Here is a 23,851-nt window from a genome sequence, read left to right as displayed (position 1 = left end):
GCACGGCCTGAAACCAGACCGCGATCCACTGATTTGAACCTAAGCCGCGAGGACACGACTCATGTTCTGACCGTGATTTGGGTCACGTTCAACGGAGCGGTCACCACATAGCCTTGCGACCGGGTTCCCTGCACTGGAGGTCAAGATGAAAAAGCTTCTGGCGGTCGCCACGCTTGTGCTGGCGAGCACGGCCGCAGCGCAGGCGCAGTACACGTTCGATTACGGCGGCCGCACCATTCGCATCGATCCCGATCGCGGAACGGTTTCGATCCCCGGCGTCTACGACAATACGGGCCGCCACACCAAGCGCGCCAAGAGCAAGGACGCCGAGCAGAAGCGCGAGACGGCTCCGAAGAACGCCAAGACGGATTCTCCTGCTATGCCTGTTACGCCACCCGCGACGGCTGCATCACCCTCTCCGGCTGCTGTTGATCGTGCCGCTGCCCCGGCAGCGCCAGCAACAGCTGAGCCGGCCGGCACGAGCGCATCGTCCGCCACGGCAGCGACCACATCGCCATCACCGCCCGCGCCGCCTGCCGTCCAGCAAGACGCAGCGCCGGCGGCAAAGACCGCGCCGGCGCTGACGGTCGGCGCCGTCCCGCCGCCGGGCGCTCCCGTGGCCAAGTCGGCAACGAACTCCGTGCAATCCGCCAATTCGCCGCTCGGCGTCTGGCTGACCGAGGAGAAGGAAGGCAAAGTTCGCATCGAGCAATGCGGCGCCAATCTCTGCGGCTACTCGGTCGACAAGAAATCGAACGCCAACGGCGAACAGGTTCTGATCAACATGAAACCGGGCAAGGACAGATGGAGCGGCCGCATCTTCGATCCGAACAGCGGCAGCACCTATGATTCCACAATCGCGATGAAGAGCCCCGATACGCTGCGCGTCCAGGGCTGCGCGTTCGGCGGCATGTTCTGCGGCGGCCAGACCTGGACGCGGACGAATTGATCCACGCGACATCGCGAAAGAAAAGTCCCGCTCAAGAGCGGGGCTTTACTTCTTGGTTCGCTGCAGCGTGTCAGCCGATCTTGCCGTTGTATTCCTCGTCGGTGACGTGCTCCATCCAGGTCGAAAACACGCCGTCGAGCGCTTCCTGCATGGCGACATGGGTCATGCTGTTGTCCGGCGAGGCGCCGTGCCAGTGCTTCTCGTTCGGCGGAATCCAGACGACGTCGCCGGGCCGGATCTCCCTGATCGGCCCGCCCTTGGCCTGCACCCGGCCGATACCGGAGATCACATACAGTGTCTGCCCGAGCGGATGGGTGTGCCAGGCGGTGCGCGCACCGGGCTCGAATGACACCCGCGAGGCGTTCAGCCGTGCCGGCGCGGGTGCCATATTGATCGGGTCCTGCAGCACGCTGCCGGTGAAATGCTCCTTCGGCGCGCGGCGGGTTGGCCGCGAGCCAGAAACGTGGATATCCATGGGGTTACCTCCCTCTCTTGACGTTATTTCTTGGTTGCGGCGTAGCGCGCCTTGGTCTCGGCGTTCATCGGATACAGGCCGGGCAACTGGCCGCCATTGTTCACCTCGTTGACGATCCAGGCTTCCATCCGTTCCTGCTCGGGCCCTTCGGCCAGCACAAGGTCGAGGAATGCCTGCGGAATCAGCACCGCGCCGTCCTGGTCGGCAACCACCACGTCGTTCGGAAACACGGCAACGCCACCGCAGCCGACCGGTTCGCCCCAGCCGACGAAGGTCAGGCCTGCGACCGACGGCGGAGCGGCGTAGCCGTCGCACCAGACGGGCAGACCGGTGCCGAGCACGCCTTCAACGTCGCGCACCACGCCATCGGTGATCAGCGCCGTCACCCCGCGCTTGACCATGCGCGCGCAGAGGATGTCACCGAAAACGCCGGCGTCGGTGATGCCCATGGCATCGATCACGGCAATGCAGCCTGCCGGCATCGCCTCGATCGCGGTGCGGGTCGAGATCGGCGACGACCAGGATTCCGGGGTCGCCAGATCCTCGCGAGCCGGCACGAAGCGCAGCGTGAAGGCGGGTCCGACCAGCCGCTTCTGCCCGGGCTTCAGCGGCTTGGTGCCGCGCATCCAGATGTTGCGCAGGCCCTTCTTGAGCAGGACGGTGGTGATGGTGGCGGTGGACACGTGCGACAGCGTCGCGATCGCTTCGGCGGACAGTGACATCTGGAAAGCTTGCTCCGATGGGAGGAAAAGACCGCCGCATGTTGCCGGGCAAAGGCTTTGCGTCAAGGGCTGCGCGAAAATCCTGCGATCATCCAAATTTATCGCCGGCATGCCGATTAATTTATTGAAGTTGCTGCATCATTTTGCACGAAGCGAATTCCGTTTTGAATCGAAACACGCTAGCTTGATGGCTGACGACACCGCTTGATCCAATGGCCGAACCCTTAAGTCCTCCCCGCCTTTTGCCGAGTGGCGACAGCGCCATCACGGTGGAATTCAGCCGCACCATCGACGACGCCGCCAACCGGCGAGTGCTCGCGCTCGACCGCGTGATCGCCACCGAGCCGATCGCCGGCATCACCGAGACCGTGCCGACCTACCGGTCGCTGCTGGTGCATTACGATCCCGTGCAGATCGGGTTCGACGCACTCGGCGAGCAACTGCTCGCGCGTGCCGCGAAGGCGCGCCCGACCGCGATCAGTGCCCGGCGCTGGCGCATCCCCGTCGCCTATGGCGGCGAGCACGGCATTGATCTCGAGGCTATGGCCAAAGCCCTCGCTACCACGCCGGACGACATCGTTGCGCGCCATGTCGCCAGCGATTACCGCGTCGCGATGATCGGCTTCACGCCCGGCTGGTCCTATCTCAGCGGGCTCGACAAATTACTGCACATGCCACGCAGGAAGGACCCGCGTCTGCTGACGCCGGCCGGCACCATCTCGATCGGCGGCGTGCAAACCGGCGTGCAGTGCCTTGCCGGCCCGAGCGGCTGGCATCTGCTCGGCCGTACCGCCGTCAGGACCTACCAGTTCCATCGCGATCCGATCTTCCTGCTCAGACCGGGTGACGCCATCACCTTCACTTCGGTCGACGCCAAGACCTTTGCGGAACAGGACCGCGCCGCCGAGGCCGGCGAGATCGTCGCGGAGCTGGTGACGCCATGACCAAACTCGTCGTCACCTCGATCGGTCCTGCGAGTTCGGTGCAGGACGGCGGACGTCCGGGCTCGCAGCGCTACGGCCTGACGCCGAGCGGCGCGATGGACCGGCTTTCGCTGGCTGCCGCCAACACGTTGGTCGGCAACGACCTGTTCGCCGCCGCAGTCGAGATCGGCCCGTTCGGCGCCACCTTCACCGCGCGCGGTGGCGCCGTGCGTGTCGGCCTCGCCGGCGCGTCACGCAATGCTGATATCGGTGGCCAGCCGATCGCATTCGACAGTTCGGCGACGCTCGCCGAAGGCGAGACGCTCAACCTCGGCTTCGCCCGCGGCAGCTCGTTCAGTTATCTCGCGATCGAAGGCGGCATCGAGGGCGAACCGATGTTCGGCAGCCTCGCCGTCAATGCCCGCGCCGGGCTCGGCAGCCCCTACCCGCGGCCGCTGCAAAGCGGCGACGAATTGAAGACGCAGGCCGCCAGCGGCGCGCCCGAGCGCCGCATCGAATTGCCGGCCGCCTCCGATGCGCCGATCCGCGTCGTGTTCGGACCGCAGGACGACGAATTCGCCGAGGACAGCAAGAACCTGTTCCTCGACAGCGAATGGACAATTTCCGCGACCAGCGACCGCATGGGCTACCGGCTCGAAGGCCCCGTCATCAAGCACCTGCACGGACACAACATCGTGTCGGACGGCATGGTGAACGGCAGCATCCAGGTGCCCGGCAACGGCCAGCCGCTTGTGCTGATGCCGGATCGCCCCACCACTGGCGGCTATCCGAAGATCGCGACCGTGATCACGGCCGATTTCGGCCGCTTCGCGCAAATCCCCGCTGGGCGCTCGTTTCGTTTCAGGGCGGTGACGATGGCGGAAGCGCAGGCCGAGGCGAAGAGATTCCAGGAACTGCTGCGCTCCCTGCCAGACTGGCTGCGCGGCATCGAGGGTTCCGGCCTCAATATCGAGGCGCTCAGGGATGCCAACGTCGCAGGCCAGGCAGTCAGCGCGGTCGACGCTGTGACGTGGCAAGTCGCTGCAGCGGTGCCCAACTAGATCAACACCAATAGCAACGGATCGATCGTCATGACCTCAACCATCGACCTCAACTGCGATCTCGGCGAAAGTTTCGGCCCCTGGGAAATGGGCAATGACGCCGCGATGATCGAGCTAGCGACCTCGGTCAACGTCGCCTGCGGCTTCCATGCCGGCGACGCCGACATCATGCGCAAGACGGTCGAGCTCGCGAAGGCGCGCGGTGTCAGCGTTGGCGCCCATCCCGGCTATCGCGACCTGCACGGGTTCGGCCGCCGCCCGGTGCCCGGGTTGACCTCGTCGGAGATCGAGAACCTGGTCGCCTATCAGATCGGCGCGCTGCAGGCGATCGCGACCGCGGCCGGCCACAAGGTCACCCATGTCAAGGCGCATGGCGCGCTGTCCAACGTTGCCTGCGAGGATGACATGACCGCGCGATCGATCGCCAGCGCGATCAAGGCGGTCGATCCCGGCCTCGTGTTCGTGGTGCTCGCCAACTCGAAGCTCGTGCGCGCGGGTGAAGCCGCCAATCTGCGGATGGCACATGAAGTGTTTGCCGACCGCGCTTACGAGGACGACGGCAATCTGGTCTCACGCAAGAAGCCCGGCGCGGTGCTGCACGATCCCAAGGCGATCGCCGAGCGTGTGGTGCGGATGGTGCAGGATGGCGCGGTCGTCTCGGTCACCGGCAAGGTGATCAAGATGCAGACCGATACCGTGTGCATCCATGGCGACACGCATGGTGCGGTCGAGATCGCGCGCGGCCTGCGCGAGGCGCTGAAGAAAAACGGGATCACAGTTGCGCCGTTCAAGACCGCGCACTGAGCTGCACACGCATGGGCTGAAGAGGGCCGGCCGCCACGCCGGCCCCTTTAGATTCCGTTAAGAGTCTTCTTAAACCCAAACTTGCTGTTTGATTGTTAGGTGCAGCTTCCGAGCCTTTGATTGTCCTCTCAGGAAATTGGGTACGAAAGCATGTTCCGCACCAGCCTCTCCCTCGCAATTGCTGCGGTTGCCATGGCCGCCTTCACCAGCGCGGCCTCCGCCGGCTGCTACGGCTGCTATACGCCGCCGCCCCAGCCCTGCACGACTTGCTATCGGGTGCAGAGCGTGCCGCCGCAGTATCGCACCGTGCAGGAAACCGTGATGGTGGCGCCGGGCCGCGTCATCGCGCATCGCACGCCGGCGCAGTATCGTACCGTGATGGTGCCGCAGACCGTGATGGTCGCGCCCGAAGGCGTCGCCTACGAGCGCATCGCGCCGCAATACGCCACCCAGGAACGCACCCAGATGGTCTCGCCGGGCTATTCCTATTACGCGCCGGTCCAGCCGACCTGCAACACCTGCGGCGGCGGATATGGCTACGGCTACGGATATGGTCGCGGCTACGGCTACTGAGCCGTCAGCGTGCAGCCAACACAAAGCCGCCGCCTGACGTCATCAGACAGCGGCTTCTCAATTCTCTGCGTGGCTCAGAACGGGTGGACGGACAGCGTGCCGAACACGATCGCCGCGATCACTGCAAAGGCGCTGTAGAGCGCCGCCGTGTGAATTCCGCTTCCGGACTTCCTTGAAATATGTCGCGCGTAAAAGTGCAGGCGGGCTTCCGCCGATAGCTCGCGCATGGTCGATCTCCAACGCCCCATTCTTGAACATATGGAATATCGTTCGCACGCTGATTCAAGCGGGCGACAAAAATAGCGATGCCGCCGCCTTCGGGAACACGGTTCCGAGAGAAAAATTCTTTGCCGTGCACTCGGCCGAGAATCTTATTCGTTGCAATTCGAGGCGTCGGGAACCCGCGCCAGTCCCGCAATAACCGAAAATCTCGAAAACAACCCCATGCAAAGGAGCCGGAGGTGGATGGCTTAGGCGCGGCCGCTGCCGTGTCTGTTGCTCATCCTTGTCCCGGCAACAAAACGCACCAGCTCTGCACGTCCCGGTGGAAGCGGCCGCTGCACCGCGCTCAGGGCTTCCAGCGCCCGATCTTGAACGCCGCCAGATGACCCGGAATGTCGCCGGGGTCGAACGGCGGACCGGCGAACGCACCGATGGCGTTGGGGGTCCCAGCCGGGCGCCCCGACGCGGCGTCGTAGAGGTCCGGCCTGAATGCGGCCATGGCGGCCTTCAGCGCCTCCGGCCGATACGGCGTCTGGCCCCAGCGAACCATCTGCGCGTAGAGCCAGGCCGCCTGCCCCGGGTCAGGCCGCGTGGCCGCCTCGCGCCCGACCAACAGGTAGCGATTGCTTTCGCGCAGCGTGCCGTCGGGTGAGATCTTCAGCCGGCCGTCGAGCGTGCGCTGGATGACGCCGGCGTCGACGCCGAGCCGCTCGGGCTGCGCCAGGATGCGCGCCACCTCGGGCCGGTTCTCGGGCTGCTCAATGAATTCCGCGGCGCGCAGATGCGCACGCACCAGCGACGCCACGGCGTCGGGATGCGTCTCCGACCAGGTCTGGCGCACCGCCAGCACCTTCTCGACCGCACTGAGCAGAATGTCGGAGACGAAGTGCAGGATATGGCCGATGCCGAGATCGACCGCAACCGAATTCCAGGGCGCGCCGACGCAGAACGCGTCGACATGGCCGTTGGCGAGACTGTCCACCATGTAAGGCGGCGGCAGCACCACGAGCTGGACGTCCTCGTCCGGATCGACGCCGCCGGCCGCCATCCAGAACCGCAGCTGATAATTGTGGGTCGAGAATGGGAAGGTCATGCCGAAGGTCAACGGCTCTGCCCCGCTCTTCCGCCGCTTCGCCACGACACGGGCAAGCGCCTGCGAGGTCGCCATCGGGTCGAAGCGGTCGCCCTCGATCTCTTCCATCAGCGCCGCGTGCAGTGCCGGCGATACCGTGATGGCGTTGCCATTGAGCCCGAGATTGAACGGCGCCGCGATCGGCACCTTGACGTGGCCGAGCCCAAGGCTGGAGGCGATTGCCACCGGCGCCAGCAGATGGGCGGCGTCGAACAGGCCGATATTGAGCTTGTCGCGGACATTCGACCACGACACTTCGCGGACCAGCGTGACGTCGAGGCCTTCGGCCGCGGCAAATCCCTTGTCGACAGCGACGATCAGGGCGGCAGCGTCCACCAGCGGAATGAACCCGATGCGCAAGTGTGTGGTCATTTCAAGAGCTCCGACGCCGTCAGAATCGATTGCGCGATCTCGCCGATCTTCTTTTTCTCGCGCATCGCGGTCGAGCGCATCAGCACATAGGCCTCCTCCTCGGTCAGCCCCTTCACCTTCATCAGGATGCCCTTGGCGCGGTCGATCACCTTGCGCTCCTCCAGCGCATGCTTGGTGCGGTCGAGTTCGTCCTGCAACTTGGAGAAAGCATTGAAGCGGGACACGCAGAGATCGAGGATCGGCTTCATGCGCTCTTTTTTGAGGCCGTCGACGATGTAGGCCGAGACACCCGCCTCCACCGACGCCTGGATCGAGGCGGCGTCGCTCTGGTCGACGAACATCGCGATCGGCCGGCGGACCGCACGGCTGACCTGGAACATTTGTTCCAGCACGTCGCGGCTGGGGTTCTCGAGGTCGATGACGATGATATCGGGGTCGAGCGCGTAGATCCGCGAGAGCAGGCTCTGCATCTCGCTGATATGGACGACGTCGGTATAGCCGGCCTCCCGCAGCCCCTCCTCGAGGATGGCGGCACGGATCGGGCTCTCGTCGACTATGACGATCTTGGGAGACGACTCAGCGCTCATCGACGACTCTTAAGGACCCGGCAAAGCCATCCATATCATGCCGGAAGCCCCCGGAAAGGGTTGTAATTCTCGGCAATTGGGACTAGCTCCTGCCCATCAATCAGGCAGATTTGGGTAGATATGCAAGAGGCGGCCGCGCCGAAAGTGAGCTTTGTGTCCTTGGGGTGTCCCAAGGCGCTGGTCGATTCCGAGCGTATCATCACCCGGCTGCGTGCTGAAGGCTATGAGCTCGCGCGCAAGCATGACGGCGCTGACATCGTCATCGTCAACACTTGCGGCTTCCTCGACAGCGCCAAGCAGGAATCGCTCGCGGCGATCGGCGAGGCCATGGCCGAGAACGGCAAGGTCATCGTCACCGGCTGCATGGGCGCCGAGCCGGAGCAGATCGAGAGCGCCTACCCCGGCGTGCTCTCGATCACGGGGCCTCAGCAATATGAGAGCGTGCTGGACGCCGTGCACCGCGCGCTGCCGCCGGCGCACAACCCGCATCTCGACCTGGTGCCGCCGCAGGGCGTCAAGCTGACGCCGCGCCACTACGCCTATTTGAAGATCTCCGAAGGCTGCAACAACCGCTGCAGCTTCTGCATCATCCCGAAACTGCGCGGCGACCTGGTGTCGCGGCCGGCCAACGACGTGCTGCGCGAGGCCGAGAAGCTGGTGAAGGCCGGCGTCAAGGAATTGCTCGTCATCTCGCAAGACACCTCGGCCTATGGCGTCGATCTGAAATACGCCGAGAGCTCGTGGCAGGATCGCAACGTGCGCGCGAAATTCTTCGATCTCGCCAAGGAGCTCGGCGAGCTCGGCGCCTGGGTGCGGCTGCAATATGTCTACCCCTACCCGCATGTCGACGAGGTCATCGGCCTCATGACCGAAGGCAAGGTGCTGCCCTATCTCGACATCCCCTTCCAGCATGCGAGCCCGGACGTGCTCCGCGCCATGAAGCGTCCGGCCGCCCAGGAGAAGACGCTGGCGCGGATCCAGAAGTGGCGCGAGCAATGCCCGGAGCTGACGCTGCGCTCGACCTTCATCGTCGGCTTCCCCGGCGAGACCGATTCCGATTTCGCCTATCTGCTCGACTGGCTCGATGAAGCCGGAATCGACCGCCTCGGCTGCTTCAAATACGAGCCGGTCGCCGGCGCCGCATCGAATGCGATCGGCAATGCCGTGCCCGACGAGGTCAAGCAGGAGCGCTGGAATGCGCTGATGGCGCGGCAGCAGAAGATTTCGACCCGGCGCCTGAAACGCAAGGTCGGCACCCGCCAGCAGGTCATCATCGACGAGGTCGGTCCGACCGTCGCCAAGGGCCGGTCAAAGGCCGACGCGCCTGACATCGACGGCGCGGTCTACCTCACCAGCCGCCGCCCGCTGAAGGTCGGTGAGATCGTTACCGCGAAGATCGAGCGCGCCGACGAATACGACCTGCATGGCAGCGTCGCCGGATTCTAGCTCCAGTCCGATCCTTCAAAACCCCCACGGCTGCCAGGCATCCTCCGCTCCGGTGAACCTGGCCGCAGTCTGGGCTCACAAACCAGTGGCGACCACTCGGTCGCACGGAGCCTGGTCTTGCGGCGATTATGGAAGCGAATGTTCGTGCGCGGCCGGTTGGTGGCGGCGGTCCTCATCCGGCTCGCTCCGGTGCTTGTGGCCATGGCGGCCCTCGCGGAGCCTCAGCCGTCCACCGAAACCACCGCGCAGGCCTGGTGCTCCAGCAAGAAAGACACCGCGCAGCGCGTCGGCGGCTGCAGCTTTCTCCTTGCCCTGCGAAAGTTGAGGGAGAAGCAGCGCGCCGGCGCCTTCCTCAACCGTGGCGGTGCCTATCTCGAAAGCAACGATCTCGATCGTGCGATCGCCGACTTCACGGAGGTGATCAAGTACGAACCAATGCGCTCGCTGGGGCTGGCCAACCGCGGCGAGGCTTATCGCCGCAAGGGCGATGTCGATGCGGCCATTGCCGATCTCGATCAGGCCATCGCGCTCGATCCCAGGGATGAGATCGCGCGCTACAACCGCGGCATCGCCCATAGCGAACGTGGCGAACCTGTTCTCGCCATCGCCGATTACGACGAAGCCATCCGCCTCAGCCCGAAGGATGCCTGGTACTACAACAATCGCGCCAACTCCTACATCGACGCCAAACAGCCGGATCGCGCGATGGCCGACTATGATCGCGCCATCCGCCTCGATCCGAAATTCGCGCTCGCCTATTACAATCGCGGCAACGCCTACCGTGGCCGCGATGATTTCGAGCACGCGCTGGCTGACTACAACACGTCGCTCCGGTTTGATCCTCACTATGCGCCAGCCTACGGCAACCGCGCCCGGCTGTTTCGCGATCGTGGCGATATCGATCGGGCCCTGGCCGATCTCGATCAATCGCTACGGCTCGATCCGGCCGGCTACCGCGACTACTACGCGCGAGGCAACCTCTATCTTGGACGGCAGGACTACCCGCGGGCATTCGACGATTTCAGTGACGCCATCAAGTTCAATCCGAAATACGCCGCGGCGCTCAATGCACGTTGCCTGACGCTCGTGATACTGGGCCGAGCACAGCAAGCGCTCGCGGATTGCGAGCAGTCGCTGCAATGGAATCCGGGCGATCCCTACACGCTCGACAGCCGCGGAATCTGTCGCCTGAAGCTCGGCGAACCCGGCGCCGCAATCGCGGATTTCGATGCGGCGCTGAAGATCAACGCCCAGCTGGCAAGTTCTCTCTATGGCCGCGGCGTAGCGCGGCGCGAGACAGGCGACGCCGACGCGGCGCAAGCTGACAGCGCTGCCGCCCAGGCGATTCAGTCCGACATCGCCGCGGAATTTGCACGCTATGGCGTCGAATGACGGCTTGTCGACGCTTGACACCGCCTGCCCTCCCGCTGTATGGCCCATGCGCCATGAAACTGAACCGGACCCACCGCCGCGCCATCTGCCGTCGTCGCACCCGCGACGATGCTGGGCTGCGCCGTGTCCGACGCCATCGCTGATTAGCTAAAATCAGCCAAGGTTTTCGAGAAGGCCGCGCCCCCAAAGCGCGGCCTTCTCGCTTTTTCGGCCTGCCCTTTCCCACAGCGACCCCAGAGGAGATCGACATGACCAACGCTACCCATCCGTTCGATGCGCTGATGGACATCACCGCTCGCCCCGAGGTCGTCTTCGTGCGCGGCGCAGGCTCGTATTTGTGGGACTCCAACCGCAACCGCTATCTCGATTTCGTGCAGGGCTGGGCGGTGAATCCGCTCGGCCACTCGCCGGTCATCGTTGCCGATGCGCTGGCCGCGCAGGCCAGGCGGCTACTGACGCCGAGCCCGGCATTCTACAACGAGCAGAGCCTGAAGCTGGCAAAGATGCTGGTCGACAACAGCTGCTTCGACCAGGTGTTCTTCGCCAATTCCGGCGCGGAAGCCAATGAAGGCGCGATCAAGCTCGCGCGCAAATACGGCACGAAGTACAAGAACGGCGCCCATGAGATCATCACCTTCGAGGGCGGCTTCCACGGCCGCACGCTCGCGACCATGTCGGCCTCGGGCAAGAAGGCATTCGAGCCGCTGTTCGAGCCGAAAGTCTCCGGTTTCCGGAAAGCGCGGCTGAACGACATCGAGTCGGTACGGCAGCTGATCACGTCGTCGACGGTCGCTGTCATGCTCGAACCGATCCAGGGCGAAGCCGGCGTGTGGCCGGCGACCGACGCGTTCCTGCAAGAGCTGCGGGCGCTGACCCAGCAGCGCGGTCTGCTGCTCATTGTCGACGAGATCCAGACCGGCATGGGCCGGACCGGAAAGCTGTTCGGCTATGAGCACGCCGGAATCGAACCCGACATCATGACGCTCGGCAAGGGCATTGGTGGCGGCGTGCCGCTCGCAGCGCTGCTTGCGACCGAACATGCCTCGTGCTTCGATCATGGCGATCAGGGCGGCACCTTCAACGGCAACCCGCTGATGTGCGCCGCGGGGCTTGTCGTGCTCGATCAGGTCGGCCGGTCCGATTTCCTGAAATCGGTTGCCGATGCCGGTCTCCTGCTCGAGCGCGAACTGCAGCGGCTGTCGGCGCGGCACGGGCTCGGCGAGATCAGAGGCCGCGGCCTCTTGCTCGCGCTCGATCTCAAGATGCCGATCGGCGCGGCCGTGGTCGCCGAGGCATTCGCGGCGGGCGTGCTGATCAACTCGCCGCAGCCAGACACGCTGCGCTTCATGCCGGCGCTCAACGTGACGCGGGAGGAGATTTCCGCTGTGATCGACTGTCTCGATACCGTGCTGACGAAAGTCGGCGCCGCGCGGCGGGTGGCGTAAGCATCATCTCCCGATCGTCATTGCGAGCGAAGCGAAGCAATCCACCTCTCCACTCGGGGATAAGAACGGATTGCTTCGTCGCTTCAGCGCAAAATTGCTTCGCAATTTTGTCGCTTTGCTCCTCGCAATGACGGTTGAAACTACGGCCGCAGGATCGCCGCGCCGGTGGTCGCCCGGCTCTCCAGGTCGATATGCGCCTTGGCGACGTCCTTGAGCGCATAGGCGTGGTTGATCGGCACGTGCAGCTTGCCGTTGATCACGGCGGCGAACAGCGTGTCGGCGCCTTCGAGCAATTCCTTGCGGGTGCCGACATAGTCGTTGAGCTTGGGCCGCGTCGCGAACAGCGAGCCGTGATTGTTGAGCTCGGCGAGCGGGAACGGCGGCACCGGCCCCGAAGCGTTGCCGAACGAGACGAACAGGCCGCGCGGCCTGAGGCAGGACAGCGATCCCGGGAAGGTGGTCTTGCCGACGCCGTCATAGACGACGTCGCAGAGCTCGCCGCGGCTGATCTGCTTGACGCGTTCGACGAAATTCTCCTCGTTGTAGAGGATGACGTGGTCGCAGCCATTGGCGAGCGCGATGTCCGCCTTCGCCTTGGAGCCGACGGTACCGATAACATTGGCGCCGAGCGCGTGCGCCCACTGGCAGGCCAGCAGGCCGATGCCGCCGGCCGCGGCGTGGATCAGCACCCGATGGCCCTGCTCGACCTTGAAGGTCTTGTGCAGCAGATACCAGACCGTGAGCCCCTTGAGCATCAGCACGGCGCCCTGCTCGTAGGTGATGTGGTCGGGCAGTTTGACGAGCTTGTCGGCCGGGATGACGCGCTCGGAGGCGTAGCCGCCGAGGTTGTAGTAATAGGCGACGCGATCGCCCGGATGGAAGTTGGTCACCCCCGGACCGACGGCCAGGACCTCGCCCGCGGCCTCGTTGCCGGCGATGAACGGCAGGCCAGGCGCCTTGTAGAGGCCGGTGCGGAAATAGACGTCGATGAAGTTCAGCCCGACCGCGTGCTGGCGGATGCGGACCTCACCGTTCCCGGGAGGGCCCACCTCGACATCCTCATAGGTCAGGACTTCCGGGCCCCCCACCTTGTGCACGCGCACAGCCTTGGTCATGTCGTCGCTCCCCTCAGATATCAGCGTCAAGCGAGCGAATGCCATCGGCGCCGGCTTGTCAACCAAGCGGCCTGGAACCGGGACTATCGCGCCGCCTTCTTGCGGTTGCGCTTGGCCAGCACGTTGAACATCTCGACCGCAACCGAGAATACGATCGCGAAATAGATGTAGCCGCGCGGAATGTGGAATTTGAACCCGTCGGCCACCAGCGCCACACCGATCAGCACCAGGAACGCCAATGCCAGCATCTTGGTGGTCGGATGCTCCGCGACAAACCGCGCCACCGGCCCCGACGAGATGTACATGATGGCGCAGGCGATCACGACCGCCGCGATCATGATCTCGATGTCCTGCGCCATGCCGATCGCGGTGATGATCGAATCCAGCGAAAATACGAGATCGATGATGATGATCTGCACGATCACCCAGAAGAACGCGCTGGCACTCGGTTGATCGTCGGCCTCCGCCTCGCGCGCCTCGACCTCGCCGTGGATCTCGTGGGTCGCCTTGGCGATCAGGAACAGGCCGCCGCCGATCAGGATGATGTCGCGCCAGGACAGCGCGACGTCCTTGACGGTGATCACCGGCTGCGTCAGCCCGATCAGCCAGACCAGGATGCTGAGCAAGACGATGCGGAACACCAGCGCGAGGAGCAGGCCGATCTGGCGGGCGCGCTTGGCCTGCGCGGGCGGGATCCGCGACACGATCACCGACAGGAAGATGACGTTGTCGATGCCGAGCACGATCTCGAGCGCAGTCAAGGTCAACAGCGCCGCCCAGGCTTCCGGGCTGCTGATCAATTGCATCATGCTCTGAAGGCTTTCATCCGGCGGATCAGGGTATCGCTGCCGACGATGTAGACGGCGATGGCACAGAGACCGAAGGTGATCGGGGCTCCGACCATGAAATCGTTGGCAAGCGTGTACATGCCGAGCAGCGCCCAGGCGGCAAGCAGCCACAGCGTCAGCCAGCGCAGCCGCACCACGCGCAGCGGGTGCAGCACGTGGAACGGCGCAAAGGTCAGCACGATCAGGAGCGCGACCACGATCGTCGACATCACCGGCGGCAGATGCAGCAAGAAAAGGTAGAATGCCGCCGCATTCCATAGCGCCGGGAAGCCGCGGAAATGGTTGTCGTCGGACTTCATGCGGCGGTCGGCGAAATAAAGCGCGCTGGAGACCACGATGCCGATGCCGAGAATCGGCGCGGCCAGCGGCAGCAGCATGCCGCTCGCGGTGATCGCGTAGGCCGGCACGAACACATAGGTGACGAAATCAACCACCAGGTCGAGCACCTCGCCCGACCAGTTCGGCTGCAGCCGCACCACGTCGAGCCGGCGCGCCAGCGGGCCGTCGATCCCGTCGATGATCAGCGCGACCCCGAGCCAGCCGAACATGTTGGCCCAGTGCTCGCGCACGGCCTCCAGCATCGCCAACAGCGCGACCCCGGCGCCGAGCGCCGTCAAAATATGAACGGAGAATGCGGCGGTCCGCATCCGTTCTTGCAACGCATCCGGCTGGCTGCTGGGGTCCATCGGCCGAAGTGCTATCAGGAATCGGTCCACTTTGCATATGCGGTCTTGCGGCGTTCCGCCGCGCAAACAGCTGGAAACTCCTGGTGCTTACCGACGGCTTGAAAATCGGGCCAAGCATGTCAAATGTCCTGATATGACCGACAGCCCGCAGGATTATGACGTTATCGTAATAGGCGGCGGTCCGGCCGGATTGACGGCCGCGATCGCCCTCGCCGATGCCGGTGCACGGACCGCGCTGCTGGCGCGCCGCGCGCCCTACGCCGACAACCGCACCACCGCGCTGCTCGGCGCCTCGACCGGGATCCTGGAGCGGCTGGACGTCTGGCGGCGCTGCAGCGACAAGGCTGCCGCGCTCAAGACCATGCGCCTTGTCGACGATACCGGCCGCCTGATCCGCGCGCCGGAAGTGCGGTTCAATTCCGACGAGATCGGCCGCGAGCAGTTCGGCTTCAACATCGACAATCGCGCGCTGGTCGCGGCGCTCGAGGACCGTGCCGGTGAAATGGCCGCGCTGACCCGGTTCGACGACGAAGCCGCCTCAGTGCAGCCGGATGATGCCGCGGTCACGGCCGCGACGCGGCAGGGCCAGTCACTCCGGGCCCGGCTCGTGGTCGGCGCCGACGGGCGCAATTCATCGTCCCGCGAGGCCGCCGGCATCGAGGTGGTCAGCCGCGAACTCGGGCAATCCGCCCTCACCTTCAACATCACCCATACCCGCCCACACAACAACATCTCGACCGAGTTTCACACCGAGCACGGCCCATGCGTGTTCGTGCCGCTCAGCGGCAACCGGAGCAGCGTGGTCTGGGTCTCGGCGCCCAAGGAGGCGGAGCGGCTGATGGCGCTCAGTGACGACGAATTGTCTGATGCGGCCGAGCGCCAGTCGCATTCCATCCTCGGCCGCGTCGAGGTCCAGGGCGGCCGTCACGTGTTTCCGCTCGCCATCGAGCGGCCCCGGCAGTTCGCCAAGGACCGTATCGCGCTGGTCGGGGAATCCGCGCACGTGCTGCCGCCGATCGGCGCGCAGGGCCTCAATATGGGGCTGCGCGATGCCGCCGATATCGCCGAGATCGTGGGGCAAGCGATCGGCCGCGGCGAGGATCCCGGTGCGCCGAATGTGCTGTCGCGCTACCAGGCGGCGCGGCGGCCCGATGTTGCCAGCCGGACCTGGGCAATCGACATCGCCAACCGGTCGCTGCTCAGCGATTTCCTCGGCGTGCAGACGGCGCGTGCCGCCGGCCTGCACCTGATCGGCGCATTCGGTCCGCTGCGGCGGCTCGCGATGCGCGAAGGCCTCGCGCCGTCATGGCGGCGGTGAAGCTCAGGGCCGCTACGGAAACACCAGCCGTCCGCTCTGGATGAACCACATCACGCTGGTCAGCGTGATCACCGAGGCGAAGGTGCCGATCAGCACCGCGACCGACGCCGGCTCGATCCAGGTGTCGTTCTGCCGCGCGATCACGAACACGTTGAGCGCTGGCGGCAGCGAGGCCATCAGCACCGCGGTCGCCGCCCAGGGCTGCGCGAACGGACCGAACAGCAGCATCAGTCCGAATGCCAGCAGCGGATGGATCAGAAGTTTGATCGCAACCACGCCCGGCACCTCCCACGGCACCCGCTCGAACGGCCGCAGCGCCACGGTGACACCGAGCACGAACAGCGCCATCGGTGCCGCGGCGTTCTGCAGGAACTGGATGGTGTGGTCGAGCGCGACCGGCAGCGGAATGTGAAACGCGGCGACCAGCGCCCCGAACACGGCCGACATGATCAGCGGGTTCTGCACGATCTGCCGCAGCACCACGCCGAACGCATGCAGCAGCGAGGGATGGTCGCGGTCGGTGAGCTCGATCAAGAGCGGCACGATCGAGAACAGGAAGATGCTGTCGCAGCAGAAGATCAGCGCGGTCGGCGCCGCCGCCTTGGTGCCGAGCACGGCGAGTGCGAGGCCAGGGCCCATATAGCCGATATTGCCGTAGGCGCCCGACAGGCCGGCGAGCGTCGCCTCGCGCAGTGTCAGACGTCCCATCAGCTTGCCTGCGACCATCGCCAGGAAGAACGCGATCACGGTTCCGAGCGTGGTGGCGATCAGGAATGGCGGGTTGTTCAGCTCGGCGAACGGCGTCTTGGACATGATCCCGAACAGCAGCGCCGGCAACGAAACGTAAAGCAGGAAGAAATTCATCCAGGCGAGCCCGGTCTCGGGCAAACCCTTGGCCTTTCCGCACGCGTAACCGATGAAAATCAAGCCGAAATACGGCAACGCCAGATTGAGGATATCGATCATTCTGAAAGTAGTTTCTCGGCCGGATTTCGGGTCGTTGTATCAGGCTGGAATCGGTAAACCGGGGTTAATTGACCGCCTTGCCCCTAGCATCGGCCACAATGTTGGTCTATCGACGAACCATGATCAAAGCGCGTACCGCCAAATTTCAGATCGGGCAGATCGTCCGTCACCGGGTGTTCTCCTTCCGGGGCGTGATTTTTGATATCGACCCGGAGTTCAACAACACCGAGGAATGGTGGCTGTCGATCCCCGAGGACATGCGGCCGCACAAGGACCAGCCGTTCTATCACCTGCTCGCGGAAAACTCGGAGACCGAGTACGTCGCCTATGTCTCGGAGCAGAACCTCCTGCCCGACGAATCCGGCGAGCCGATCCGGCATTCGCAGGTGGCGGAGATCTTCGTGAAGGACAAGTCGGGCGGCTACCGCCCGCGCAATCCGTCGCTGAACTGACACGCGCTGAACTGACACGCAGCGCCGGTCCGGCGAACGCTGCCGCATTCGCGCCACCACGTCGCGCCGCCTCATACCCCCTCACGTTTGGCCAGCGCCACGGCGATCGTCCAGACGACAAAGCCCGCCAGCGCCAGTCCGGTGCCGACGAGGCCGGTTGACGTCCAACCATAGCCGGCAGCGACAGCCATTCCGCCGAGCCACGGCCCCAGCGCATTGGCGACGTTGAAGGCGGAATGGTTGAGCGCCGCAGCGAGGCTCTGCGCCTCGCCGGCGACATCCATCAGCCGGGTCTGCAACACGGTGGCGAGCGCGCCGCCCAGCCCGATCAGGAACACGTCGGCGCTCAGCGTCCAGAAACTCGTGGCCGCCAGCGGATACAGCGCCAGCGTCACGGCCGACCACAGCAGCAGGCCGCCTGCGGTCGCCATCAGCGCGCGGTCGGCGAAGCGCGGCACGATGATGTTGCCGGCGGTGAGGCCGGCCCCGAACACGCACAGCGTGACCGGCACCAGCGCAGGCGATGTGTGCGTGACCGCCAGCATCGTCGACGCGAGATAGGTGTAGACCGAGAATAGCCCGCCGAAACCGACGGCGCCGATCGCGAGCGTCAGCCAGACATGCTTGCGCCCAAGCGCCGACAGTTCGCGCAACGGGCTCGCATTGGTATTGGCGACGTCACGCGGCGCAAAGATCAGCACCAGGATGGCAGTCAGCAGCGCCAGGCCGGCAACGATCGCGAAGGCCCAGCGCCAGCCGATCGCCTGCCCGACGCCGTTGGCAAGCGGCACGCCGATCGTCGTCGCGACGGTGAGGCCCAGCAGCACGCGGCCGACGGCCGCAGTGCGCTTGTCCATCGGGACCAGCGATGCCGCGACCAGCATGGCGATGCCGAAATAGGCGCCGTGCGGTAGCCCGGCGAGGAAGCGCAGCACCAGCATCGTGTGATAATCGGGGGCGAGCCCCGAGAGGCCGTTCATCAGCGCGAAGAAGCCCATCAGCGCGATCAACAGCGTCCGCCGCGCCATCCGCGCCGACAGCACGGCGATCACAGGCGCGCCCACCACGACGCCGAGCGCGTAGGCGCTGATCGCGTGGCCGGCCTGGGGCTCGCTGACATGCAGATCGTGGGCAAAGAACGGCAGCAGGCTCATGGTCGCAAATTCGGCGATACCGATCGCGAACCCGCCCATCGCCAGCGCGAGATGGACGATGCCCGGATGAAAGATACCGGGGACGTTGTCCTGGTTGACGCGACCGCCGGCATCGACCGCAAGACCGCCGATCGCAGGCTCCGATGGCCAGGACAGCGTTTCCTGCCGCTGCTTGTTGAGACGCTGGGACATTGGGCGAATTCCACGGCTGCGAACGACGGACACGTTTCCGGGCAAAATCCGAGCGCATCGCACCATCACTGGTCCCCACAGCAGCCAGGGTTCGCGGCGAACCACGCGCGCTTTTGCGCATCGAAGGCGCGCTTTCCGCGCTTTCGCCTGGCCTCCCGTAACGGATTTATGATTGCGCTTCGACGCCGGACTTGTCCGGACAAGGCACTGACGATGCGTGCTCGACGCAATCGGAGCGCCCTAGCAAACATCGCACACGATGTGCACGATCACCAGCGCGGCAGGCGGCCATCAGCCAGTCGGTATCGCATGACAAAAAAGGCGCCCTTCCGGGCGCCTTTTGCTTGCGATGATCTCGCGTTGACTTGAACGTTTATTTGGCTGCCGGGTTGGCTGGAGCCGCCGGCGCCGCGCCACCGCCCGCGCCTTCCAGCTTCTTGCGCTGCTCTTCGGCGCGCTTCTGCAACTCTTCCTGCAGCTTCTTCGAGTTTTCCTCGAACACCTTCGGATCGGTCGGCGGGCCGTCATAGGCCTTGGCGAATTCGGGGTTGAGCGGCAGCGGCAGCGTCAGCGGCGCGCCGTTCGAATTGATCGCCTGGACCACGAGGTTCTGGCCCTTCTTCATGTTGGCGATCAGTTCGGGGGTGGCTTCATAGTCGGACATGCAGCCGTTCTGGAAGCAGATCACATAGGGCGCCTGCTGCGGCGGGTTGCCGTCGACGATGATACGGGTGCCGTGAACGAGTTGCATGCCGAGCGGCAGCGTGACGCGCAGGATCTTCTTCGGTTCGCCTTCCGGCTCGATGATCACGGCGGCAATCACCGGCTGGCCGGACTCGATCCGGCCGTCCTTGCCGGTGAAGCAAACCTGCTTGGCGTTGGCTTCCTGGCCCTTCAGGCAGAACTTGGTCCAGGGCGCGTAGATGAGTTGGATCTGCTGATCCTGGGGCGGCTGCTGGGCGGCCGCAGCGGGCGGCTGACCGGCGGCCGGCGCCTGGGGCGCCTGCTGGGCTGCCGGAGCCGGCGCCTTCGGAGCTGCCTTGGGTGCCGCCTTGGGCGCTGCCTTCGGTGCCGCAGGCGCCGGCGCTGCCGGCTGCTGGGCCTGAGCGGCAGGAACCAGGAGCGCTGCAGACAGAGCCGTCGCCGCCATCAAGGCGACAACTCGCCCATGCGGCCGGACCGGGGCGGCCAAGATACGGAAATTCATTGCGGAAAACCCTTTCTGAACGGCAGCGCCCGAAACCGCTGCAGGCGCCGACACATAGCCGTTTGGGCGGCTGTCTCCTAGTCAATTGAGGCGGATACGTGACAGGCGTTCCCGCCTATTCAATTGCACGCCTTCAATACAGCGGCACGCGGAAAGATCAATGCCGACAAGCGTATTTGCGCCCATGTAACGGCGGGTTTCAGCGGCCTGTGATAAACCTGCGGACGTGACGTTTCGCGAATCAAATCCGGCGCCTCACACACGTGTTCCCGGGCACGTTTGGCGCGCCGCATTGCCCGCTATCTGGCTTGTCCTGGGATTCCTGACGAGCGCGCTCGCCCCTGCGGCCGCCGCCGAGAACCACGCGATCGCGATGCACGGTGCCCCGGGGCTGCCTGCCGACTTCACCCACCTGCCCTATGCCAATCCTGACGCCCCCAAGGGCGGCCGTCTGGTCCTGAGCCCCCGGGACGGCACCTTCGATAGCCTCAATCCCCTGATTGTCAGGGGGCTCGCCGTGCAGCAGCTCAGGGGCTACGCCTATGAGCGCGGCTATGTCTACGAAAGCCTGATGGTGCGGAACAATGACGAGCCCTTCACGCTATACGGCCTGCTCGCCCGCAGCGTCGAAACCGACGACGCCAGAAGCTATGTGACATTCCATATCGATCCTCGCGCGCGCTTCTCCGACGGGCACGAGGTCACGGCCGACGACGTGGTGTTCTCGCTCGCGCTGCTGCGCGATCACGGCCGTCCGGCGCATCATCAGTATTATTCGAAAGTCGCAAAGGCCGAGGTGCTCGACCCGCTCACGGTGCGGTTCGATTTTGGCGGAGTCGCGGACCGCGAATTGCCGCTGATCCTTGGCCTGATGCCGATTCTGCCGCGCCATGCCACCGACGTCTCCAAGTTTGAGGAGACGACATTGGCACCGCCGATCGGCTCCGGCCCCTACCGCGTGACGACGGTCAAGCCCGGCACCAGCGTGACCTTCACCCGCAATCCCGATTACTGGGGCCGCGACCTGCCCGTGAATCGCGGCCTCTGGAATTTTGACGAGATCAGGCTCGACTATTACCGCGACGCCAACGGCCAGTTCGAGGCGTTCAAGCGCGGTCTCTACGACTTCAGGACCGAGCCCGAGCCGCTCCGCTGGCACGATGGCTATGACTTCCCCGCGGCGAAGAACGGCGACGTGGTCCGCGACACCATCAAGATCGGTACGCCCCAACCGTCCGAATTCCTGGTGTTCAACACCAGGCGGCCGAGATTTGCCGACGTCAGGGTGCGCCAGGCGTTGCTGATGCTGTTCGATTTCGAATGGATCAACCGCAACTACTATTTTGAACTTTATTCGCGCTCCGGCGGCTATTTCGCGGGCTCGGAATTGTCCGCCTACGGCCGCCCCGCCGATGATTACGAGCGCGATCTCCTCAAGCCGTATCTGTCGCATATTTCGCCCGATATCCTCGAGGGCCGCTACCGCCTCCCCATCGCCGACGGCTCAGGGCGCGACCGCACCGTCCTTCGCAGCGCGCTCAAACTGTTGGCGGACGCCGGCTACGCGCTCGACGGTACGGTGCTGAAGCAGCACTCGACAGGGACGCCGCTCCGGATCGAGATCCTGGTGACGACGCGCGAGCACGAACGGATCGCACTCGCCTATCAGCGGGACCTGAAGCGGGCCGGCATCGAGGCTGCAGTGCGGGTGGTCGACGCGGTGCAGTTCGAGCAGCGCAGGGTCGCCTATGACTTCGACATGATCCCCATCCGCTGGGACCAGTCGCTGTCGCCAGGCAACGAGCAGTGGTTCTACTGGGGCAGCCAGGCCGCCGACGTGCCTGGCACCCGGAATTACATGGGCGCCAAGGATCCCGCCATCGACGCCATGATCGCGGCGCTGCTGACGGCGCGGGAGCGGCCGGCCTTTGTCTCGGCCGTGCGGGCGCTGGACCGGGCCTTGATGTCGGGCTTCTACGCTATCCCCCTATTTAACTTGGGAGAGCAATGGATCGCGCGCTGGAATCGGATAGAACGGCCTTCGACCACGGCGCTGACGGGCTACCTGCCGGAGACCTGGTGGCAGAAGCCCGGCGCGCAATCCAAGTGATCTGCCAAGTGATCTGCCAAGTGATCTGCCAAGTGATGCGCCCCGACGCGGCATGACCTGGTCCGACCGAAGCGATGCAACCGACGTTGAACCTGTGAACCAGTCGATAACCTCGCCAACGCTCGATACCTTGTTCAAGCGCACTCTGGCGCGGCACCCCGAGGCACTGGCGCTGGTCGATCCGCTCAACAAGCAGCGGATCACCGGACAGGCCCGCAAGCGCCTGACCTATACCCAGGCCGACCGCGCGATCTCGGCGATCGCCGCCCACTTCGTCGAGAGCGGATTGCCGGCCAATACGGTGATCGCAGTTCAGCTGCCCGGCACGGTCGAATTCGCCCTGACAGTGCTGGCCGCGTATCGGGTCGGGCTGGTGGTGGTGCCGTTGCCGCTGCTGTGGCGGCAGGCCGAGCTGACGTCCGTCCTCAACCGCACGGCGGCGCGGGCGATCGTCACCTTCGGCAAGATCGACGGCGTCTCCTATGCCGACATCGCCATGAATGCCGCGGCGGAAGCGTTCTCGATCCGCCATGTCTGCGGCTTCGGGACCGATCTGCCCGAAGGCATGGCCTCGCTCGATCAGGCGATCCAGCAGGACTCACGGACCTCGCGCCCGATGATCCAGGACGGCCGCAAGCCGGCGCTGATCTCCTTCGATGTCACGAGCGACGGTTTTCGTCCGGTGCCGCGCGCGCATTTCGGCCTGATCGCCGGCGGGCTCGCGATGTCGCTGGAGAGTGACCTGGCGCAAGGTGCGACCATCATGTCGGCGTTCGCGCCGATGTCGTTTGCCGGCATCTGCTCGTCGCTGGTGACTTGGCTGCTGTCGGGGGGAACGCTCGTCATGCATCACCCCTTCGACGAGGAAGCCTTCGAAACCCAGTTCAACGATCATGCCTGCGACACGCTGATCGCGCCCGCACAGCTGGCGCTGCGGCTCGACCAGCGGGGCCTGTCGGAGCGCCTGCCCAGCCTGCGCAACGTGATCGGTCTCTGGCGTACGCCGGAGCAGGTTGCCTCCAGCGCGCACTGGACCTCGCGGCGGGTGACCCTGACCGACGTCTATCTGTTCGGCGAGGCCGGGCTGTTCGGCGCCCGCCGCAGCGCCGAGGACGGAGCACCGGCCCCGATCAAGCCCGGTCCGCACAGCGCGCCGCGCGAAGCTCCCGGCGCATCGATCGCCGGCGAGATCCTGCTGACCCCGAAGGGCACGCTCGGCCTGCGCGGCCCGATGGTGCCGGTCGCCGCCTATGCGCCTCCGCCGCCCCCGGGCGACAGCCTGATTGCGCCACCGCCGCGAGATTTCGTCGATACCGAATATGCCGCGCGGGTCGATCGCGCGACCGGCGCCGTCAACATCACCGCCCCGCCGTCGGGGGTCATGACGGTCGGGGGCTACCGCTTCCTGGCCCAGGAGCTGCAGGAGTGGTCGCGCCGCCTCGGCCAGGGCGCGCTGTTGACGGCATTGCCGGACCGCCTTAGCGGCCATCGGCTGGCCGGACGGGCACAGGACAATGCGCGCGCCCGCGACGCTCTGACAGAACTTGGCCTTAACCCGTTGATGGTCGAAGCGTTTCGTGACCGCAGCGGCACGGGAATGAGTTAGAATCTTATCATTGCGTTAGTCTTATCATTGTGTTGACGCCGCATTAAGCCATGCCAACTAGCATCGCAGCCGTTGCTGACCCCTGCATTGGTTT

At 65.1% G+C, this 23,851-nt stretch carries 23 protein-coding genes; 12 read left to right on the top strand and 11 right to left on the bottom strand.

Annotation, left to right across the window (positions count from 1 at the left end):
- Nucleotides 1-145: 145 nt before the first annotated feature.
- Nucleotides 146-949: a DUF2147 domain-containing protein gene (locus tag ABIB78_RS14725; RefSeq protein ID WP_429025551.1), complete on the top strand. Its 804-nt coding sequence runs from the start codon at nt 146-148 to the stop codon at nt 947-949.
- 70 nt (nt 950-1,019) lie between these two features.
- Here the strand turns inward: ABIB78_RS14725 and ABIB78_RS14720 are convergent, their stop codons facing one another.
- Together ABIB78_RS14720 and ABIB78_RS14715 are read right to left on the bottom strand one after the other, a co-directional pair.
- A complete protein-coding gene (locus ABIB78_RS14720) occupies nt 1,020-1,424 on the bottom strand; it encodes a (R)-mandelonitrile lyase (protein WP_429025550.1) in 405 nt (134 codons plus the stop codon).
- A 23-nt stretch (nt 1,425-1,447) separates the two neighbouring features.
- Entirely contained in the window at nt 1,448-2,146 is a 699-nt protein-coding gene (locus ABIB78_RS14715) for a ribonuclease activity regulator RraA (RefSeq protein ID WP_429025548.1), read from the bottom strand.
- Between the two features lie 212 nt (nt 2,147-2,358).
- Here ABIB78_RS14715 and pxpB point away from each other — a divergent pair, with 212 nt between their 5' ends.
- The 4 genes from pxpB to ABIB78_RS14695 all read left to right on the top strand — a co-directional run bounded on the left by pxpB (nt 2,359) and on the right by ABIB78_RS14695 (nt 5,507).
- Nucleotides 2,359-3,090: a 5-oxoprolinase subunit PxpB gene (gene pxpB, locus ABIB78_RS14710; RefSeq protein ID WP_429025546.1), complete on the top strand. Its 732-nt coding sequence runs from the start codon at nt 2,359-2,361 to the stop codon at nt 3,088-3,090.
- Nucleotides 3,087-4,130 (top strand): biotin-dependent carboxyltransferase family protein, encoded by a 1,044-nt coding sequence (locus tag ABIB78_RS14705; protein ID WP_429025545.1) that lies wholly within the window; start codon nt 3,087-3,089, stop codon nt 4,128-4,130. The genes pxpB and ABIB78_RS14705 overlap by 4 nt, the downstream gene beginning before the upstream one ends.
- Before the next feature lie 30 nt (nt 4,131-4,160).
- Complete coding sequence (locus ABIB78_RS14700; protein ID WP_429025543.1) at nt 4,161-4,934, top strand: LamB/YcsF family protein; 774 nt, start codon at nt 4,161-4,163, stop codon at nt 4,932-4,934.
- Between the two features lie 150 nt (nt 4,935-5,084).
- A complete protein-coding gene (locus ABIB78_RS14695; protein ID WP_429025542.1) occupies nt 5,085-5,507 on the top strand; it encodes a hypothetical protein in 423 nt (140 codons plus the stop codon).
- Between the two features lie 74 nt (nt 5,508-5,581).
- Here the strand turns inward: ABIB78_RS14695 and ABIB78_RS14690 are convergent, their stop codons facing one another.
- The 3 genes from ABIB78_RS14690 to ABIB78_RS14680 form a co-directional block, all read right to left on the bottom strand.
- Nucleotides 5,582-5,734, bottom strand: coding sequence for a hypothetical protein (locus tag ABIB78_RS14690; RefSeq protein WP_429025540.1), 153 nt, complete (start codon nt 5,732-5,734; stop codon nt 5,582-5,584).
- Nucleotides 5,735-6,075: 341 nt separating this feature from the next.
- A complete protein-coding gene (locus ABIB78_RS14685; RefSeq protein WP_429025537.1) occupies nt 6,076-7,233 on the bottom strand; it encodes a CmpA/NrtA family ABC transporter substrate-binding protein in 1,158 nt (385 codons plus the stop codon).
- Complete coding sequence (locus ABIB78_RS14680; protein WP_029081869.1) at nt 7,230-7,820, bottom strand: ANTAR domain-containing response regulator; 591 nt, start codon at nt 7,818-7,820, stop codon at nt 7,230-7,232. Before ABIB78_RS14680 ends, ABIB78_RS14685 begins: the two co-directional genes overlap by 4 nt.
- A 120-nt stretch (nt 7,821-7,940) precedes the next feature.
- On the opposite strand from ABIB78_RS14680, the gene rimO reads away from it, so the two are divergent.
- The 3 genes from rimO (at nt 7,941) to ABIB78_RS14665 (ending at nt 12,103) form a co-directional block, all read left to right on the top strand.
- Complete coding sequence (rimO, locus tag ABIB78_RS14675) at nt 7,941-9,266, top strand: 30S ribosomal protein S12 methylthiotransferase RimO (RefSeq protein ID WP_429025535.1); 1,326 nt, start codon at nt 7,941-7,943, stop codon at nt 9,264-9,266.
- Between the two features lie 201 nt (nt 9,267-9,467).
- Entirely contained in the window at nt 9,468-10,658 is a 1,191-nt protein-coding gene (locus ABIB78_RS14670) for a tetratricopeptide repeat protein (RefSeq protein ID WP_429025533.1), read from the top strand.
- Nucleotides 10,659-10,906: 248 nt separating this feature from the next.
- Entirely contained in the window at nt 10,907-12,103 is a 1,197-nt protein-coding gene (locus ABIB78_RS14665; protein WP_429025531.1) for an acetylornithine transaminase, read from the top strand.
- Nucleotides 12,104-12,243: 140 nt separating this feature from the next.
- Here the strand turns inward: ABIB78_RS14665 and ABIB78_RS14660 are convergent, their stop codons facing one another.
- From ABIB78_RS14660 to pcsA, 3 genes are all read right to left on the bottom strand, one after another.
- On the bottom strand, nt 12,244-13,218 hold the full coding sequence (locus ABIB78_RS14660; protein WP_429025529.1) for a quinone oxidoreductase family protein: 975 nt from the start codon (nt 13,216-13,218) through the stop codon (nt 12,244-12,246).
- An 83-nt stretch (nt 13,219-13,301) separates the two neighbouring features.
- Nucleotides 13,302-14,027 (bottom strand): TerC family protein, encoded by a 726-nt coding sequence (locus ABIB78_RS14655; RefSeq protein ID WP_429025527.1) that lies wholly within the window; start codon nt 14,025-14,027, stop codon nt 13,302-13,304.
- Complete coding sequence (gene pcsA / locus ABIB78_RS14650) at nt 14,024-14,752, bottom strand: phosphatidylcholine synthase (RefSeq protein WP_429025524.1); 729 nt, start codon at nt 14,750-14,752, stop codon at nt 14,024-14,026. Before pcsA ends, ABIB78_RS14655 begins: the two co-directional genes overlap by 4 nt.
- A gap of 133 nt (nt 14,753-14,885) precedes the next feature.
- On the opposite strand from pcsA, the gene ABIB78_RS14645 reads away from it, so the two are divergent.
- Nucleotides 14,886-16,070: a UbiH/UbiF family hydroxylase gene (locus ABIB78_RS14645; RefSeq protein WP_429025522.1), complete on the top strand. Its 1,185-nt coding sequence runs from the start codon at nt 14,886-14,888 to the stop codon at nt 16,068-16,070.
- Between the two features lie 12 nt (nt 16,071-16,082).
- On the opposite strand, the gene ABIB78_RS14640 is transcribed toward ABIB78_RS14645, so the two are convergent.
- Nucleotides 16,083-17,036, bottom strand: a complete 954-nt coding sequence (locus ABIB78_RS14640) for an AEC family transporter (protein ID WP_429025519.1) — start codon at nt 17,034-17,036, stop codon at nt 16,083-16,085.
- A gap of 119 nt (nt 17,037-17,155) precedes the next feature.
- On the opposite strand from ABIB78_RS14640, the gene hspQ reads away from it, so the two are divergent.
- Nucleotides 17,156-17,488 (top strand): heat shock protein HspQ, encoded by a 333-nt coding sequence (gene hspQ / locus ABIB78_RS14635; RefSeq protein WP_429025517.1) that lies wholly within the window; start codon nt 17,156-17,158, stop codon nt 17,486-17,488.
- 71 nt (nt 17,489-17,559) lie between these two features.
- On the opposite strand, the gene ABIB78_RS14630 is transcribed toward hspQ, so the two are convergent.
- Both ABIB78_RS14630 and ABIB78_RS14625 read right to left on the bottom strand, forming a co-directional pair.
- Complete coding sequence (locus ABIB78_RS14630; RefSeq protein ID WP_429025515.1) at nt 17,560-18,834, bottom strand: MFS transporter; 1,275 nt, start codon at nt 18,832-18,834, stop codon at nt 17,560-17,562.
- A 373-nt stretch (nt 18,835-19,207) separates the two neighbouring features.
- A complete protein-coding gene (locus ABIB78_RS14625; RefSeq protein ID WP_429025513.1) occupies nt 19,208-20,041 on the bottom strand; it encodes an invasion associated locus B family protein in 834 nt (277 codons plus the stop codon).
- Between the two features lie 373 nt (nt 20,042-20,414).
- Here ABIB78_RS14625 and ABIB78_RS14620 point away from each other — a divergent pair, with 373 nt between their 5' ends.
- Together ABIB78_RS14620 and ABIB78_RS14615 are read left to right on the top strand one after the other, a co-directional pair.
- Nucleotides 20,415-22,151, top strand: coding sequence for an extracellular solute-binding protein (locus ABIB78_RS14620; RefSeq protein WP_429026146.1), 1,737 nt, complete (start codon nt 20,415-20,417; stop codon nt 22,149-22,151).
- Nucleotides 22,152-22,245: 94 nt separating this feature from the next.
- Nucleotides 22,246-23,757, top strand: a complete 1,512-nt coding sequence (locus ABIB78_RS14615) for an AMP-binding protein (RefSeq protein ID WP_429025510.1) — start codon at nt 22,246-22,248, stop codon at nt 23,755-23,757.
- Nucleotides 23,758-23,851 lie beyond the last annotated feature (94 nt).

The organism is Bradyrhizobium sp. I1.14.4 (genome assembly GCF_050435825.1).
GTDB lineage: Bacteria > Pseudomonadota > Alphaproteobacteria > Rhizobiales > Xanthobacteraceae > Bradyrhizobium.
This window is presented reverse-complemented; position numbering and strand designations above follow the sequence as displayed.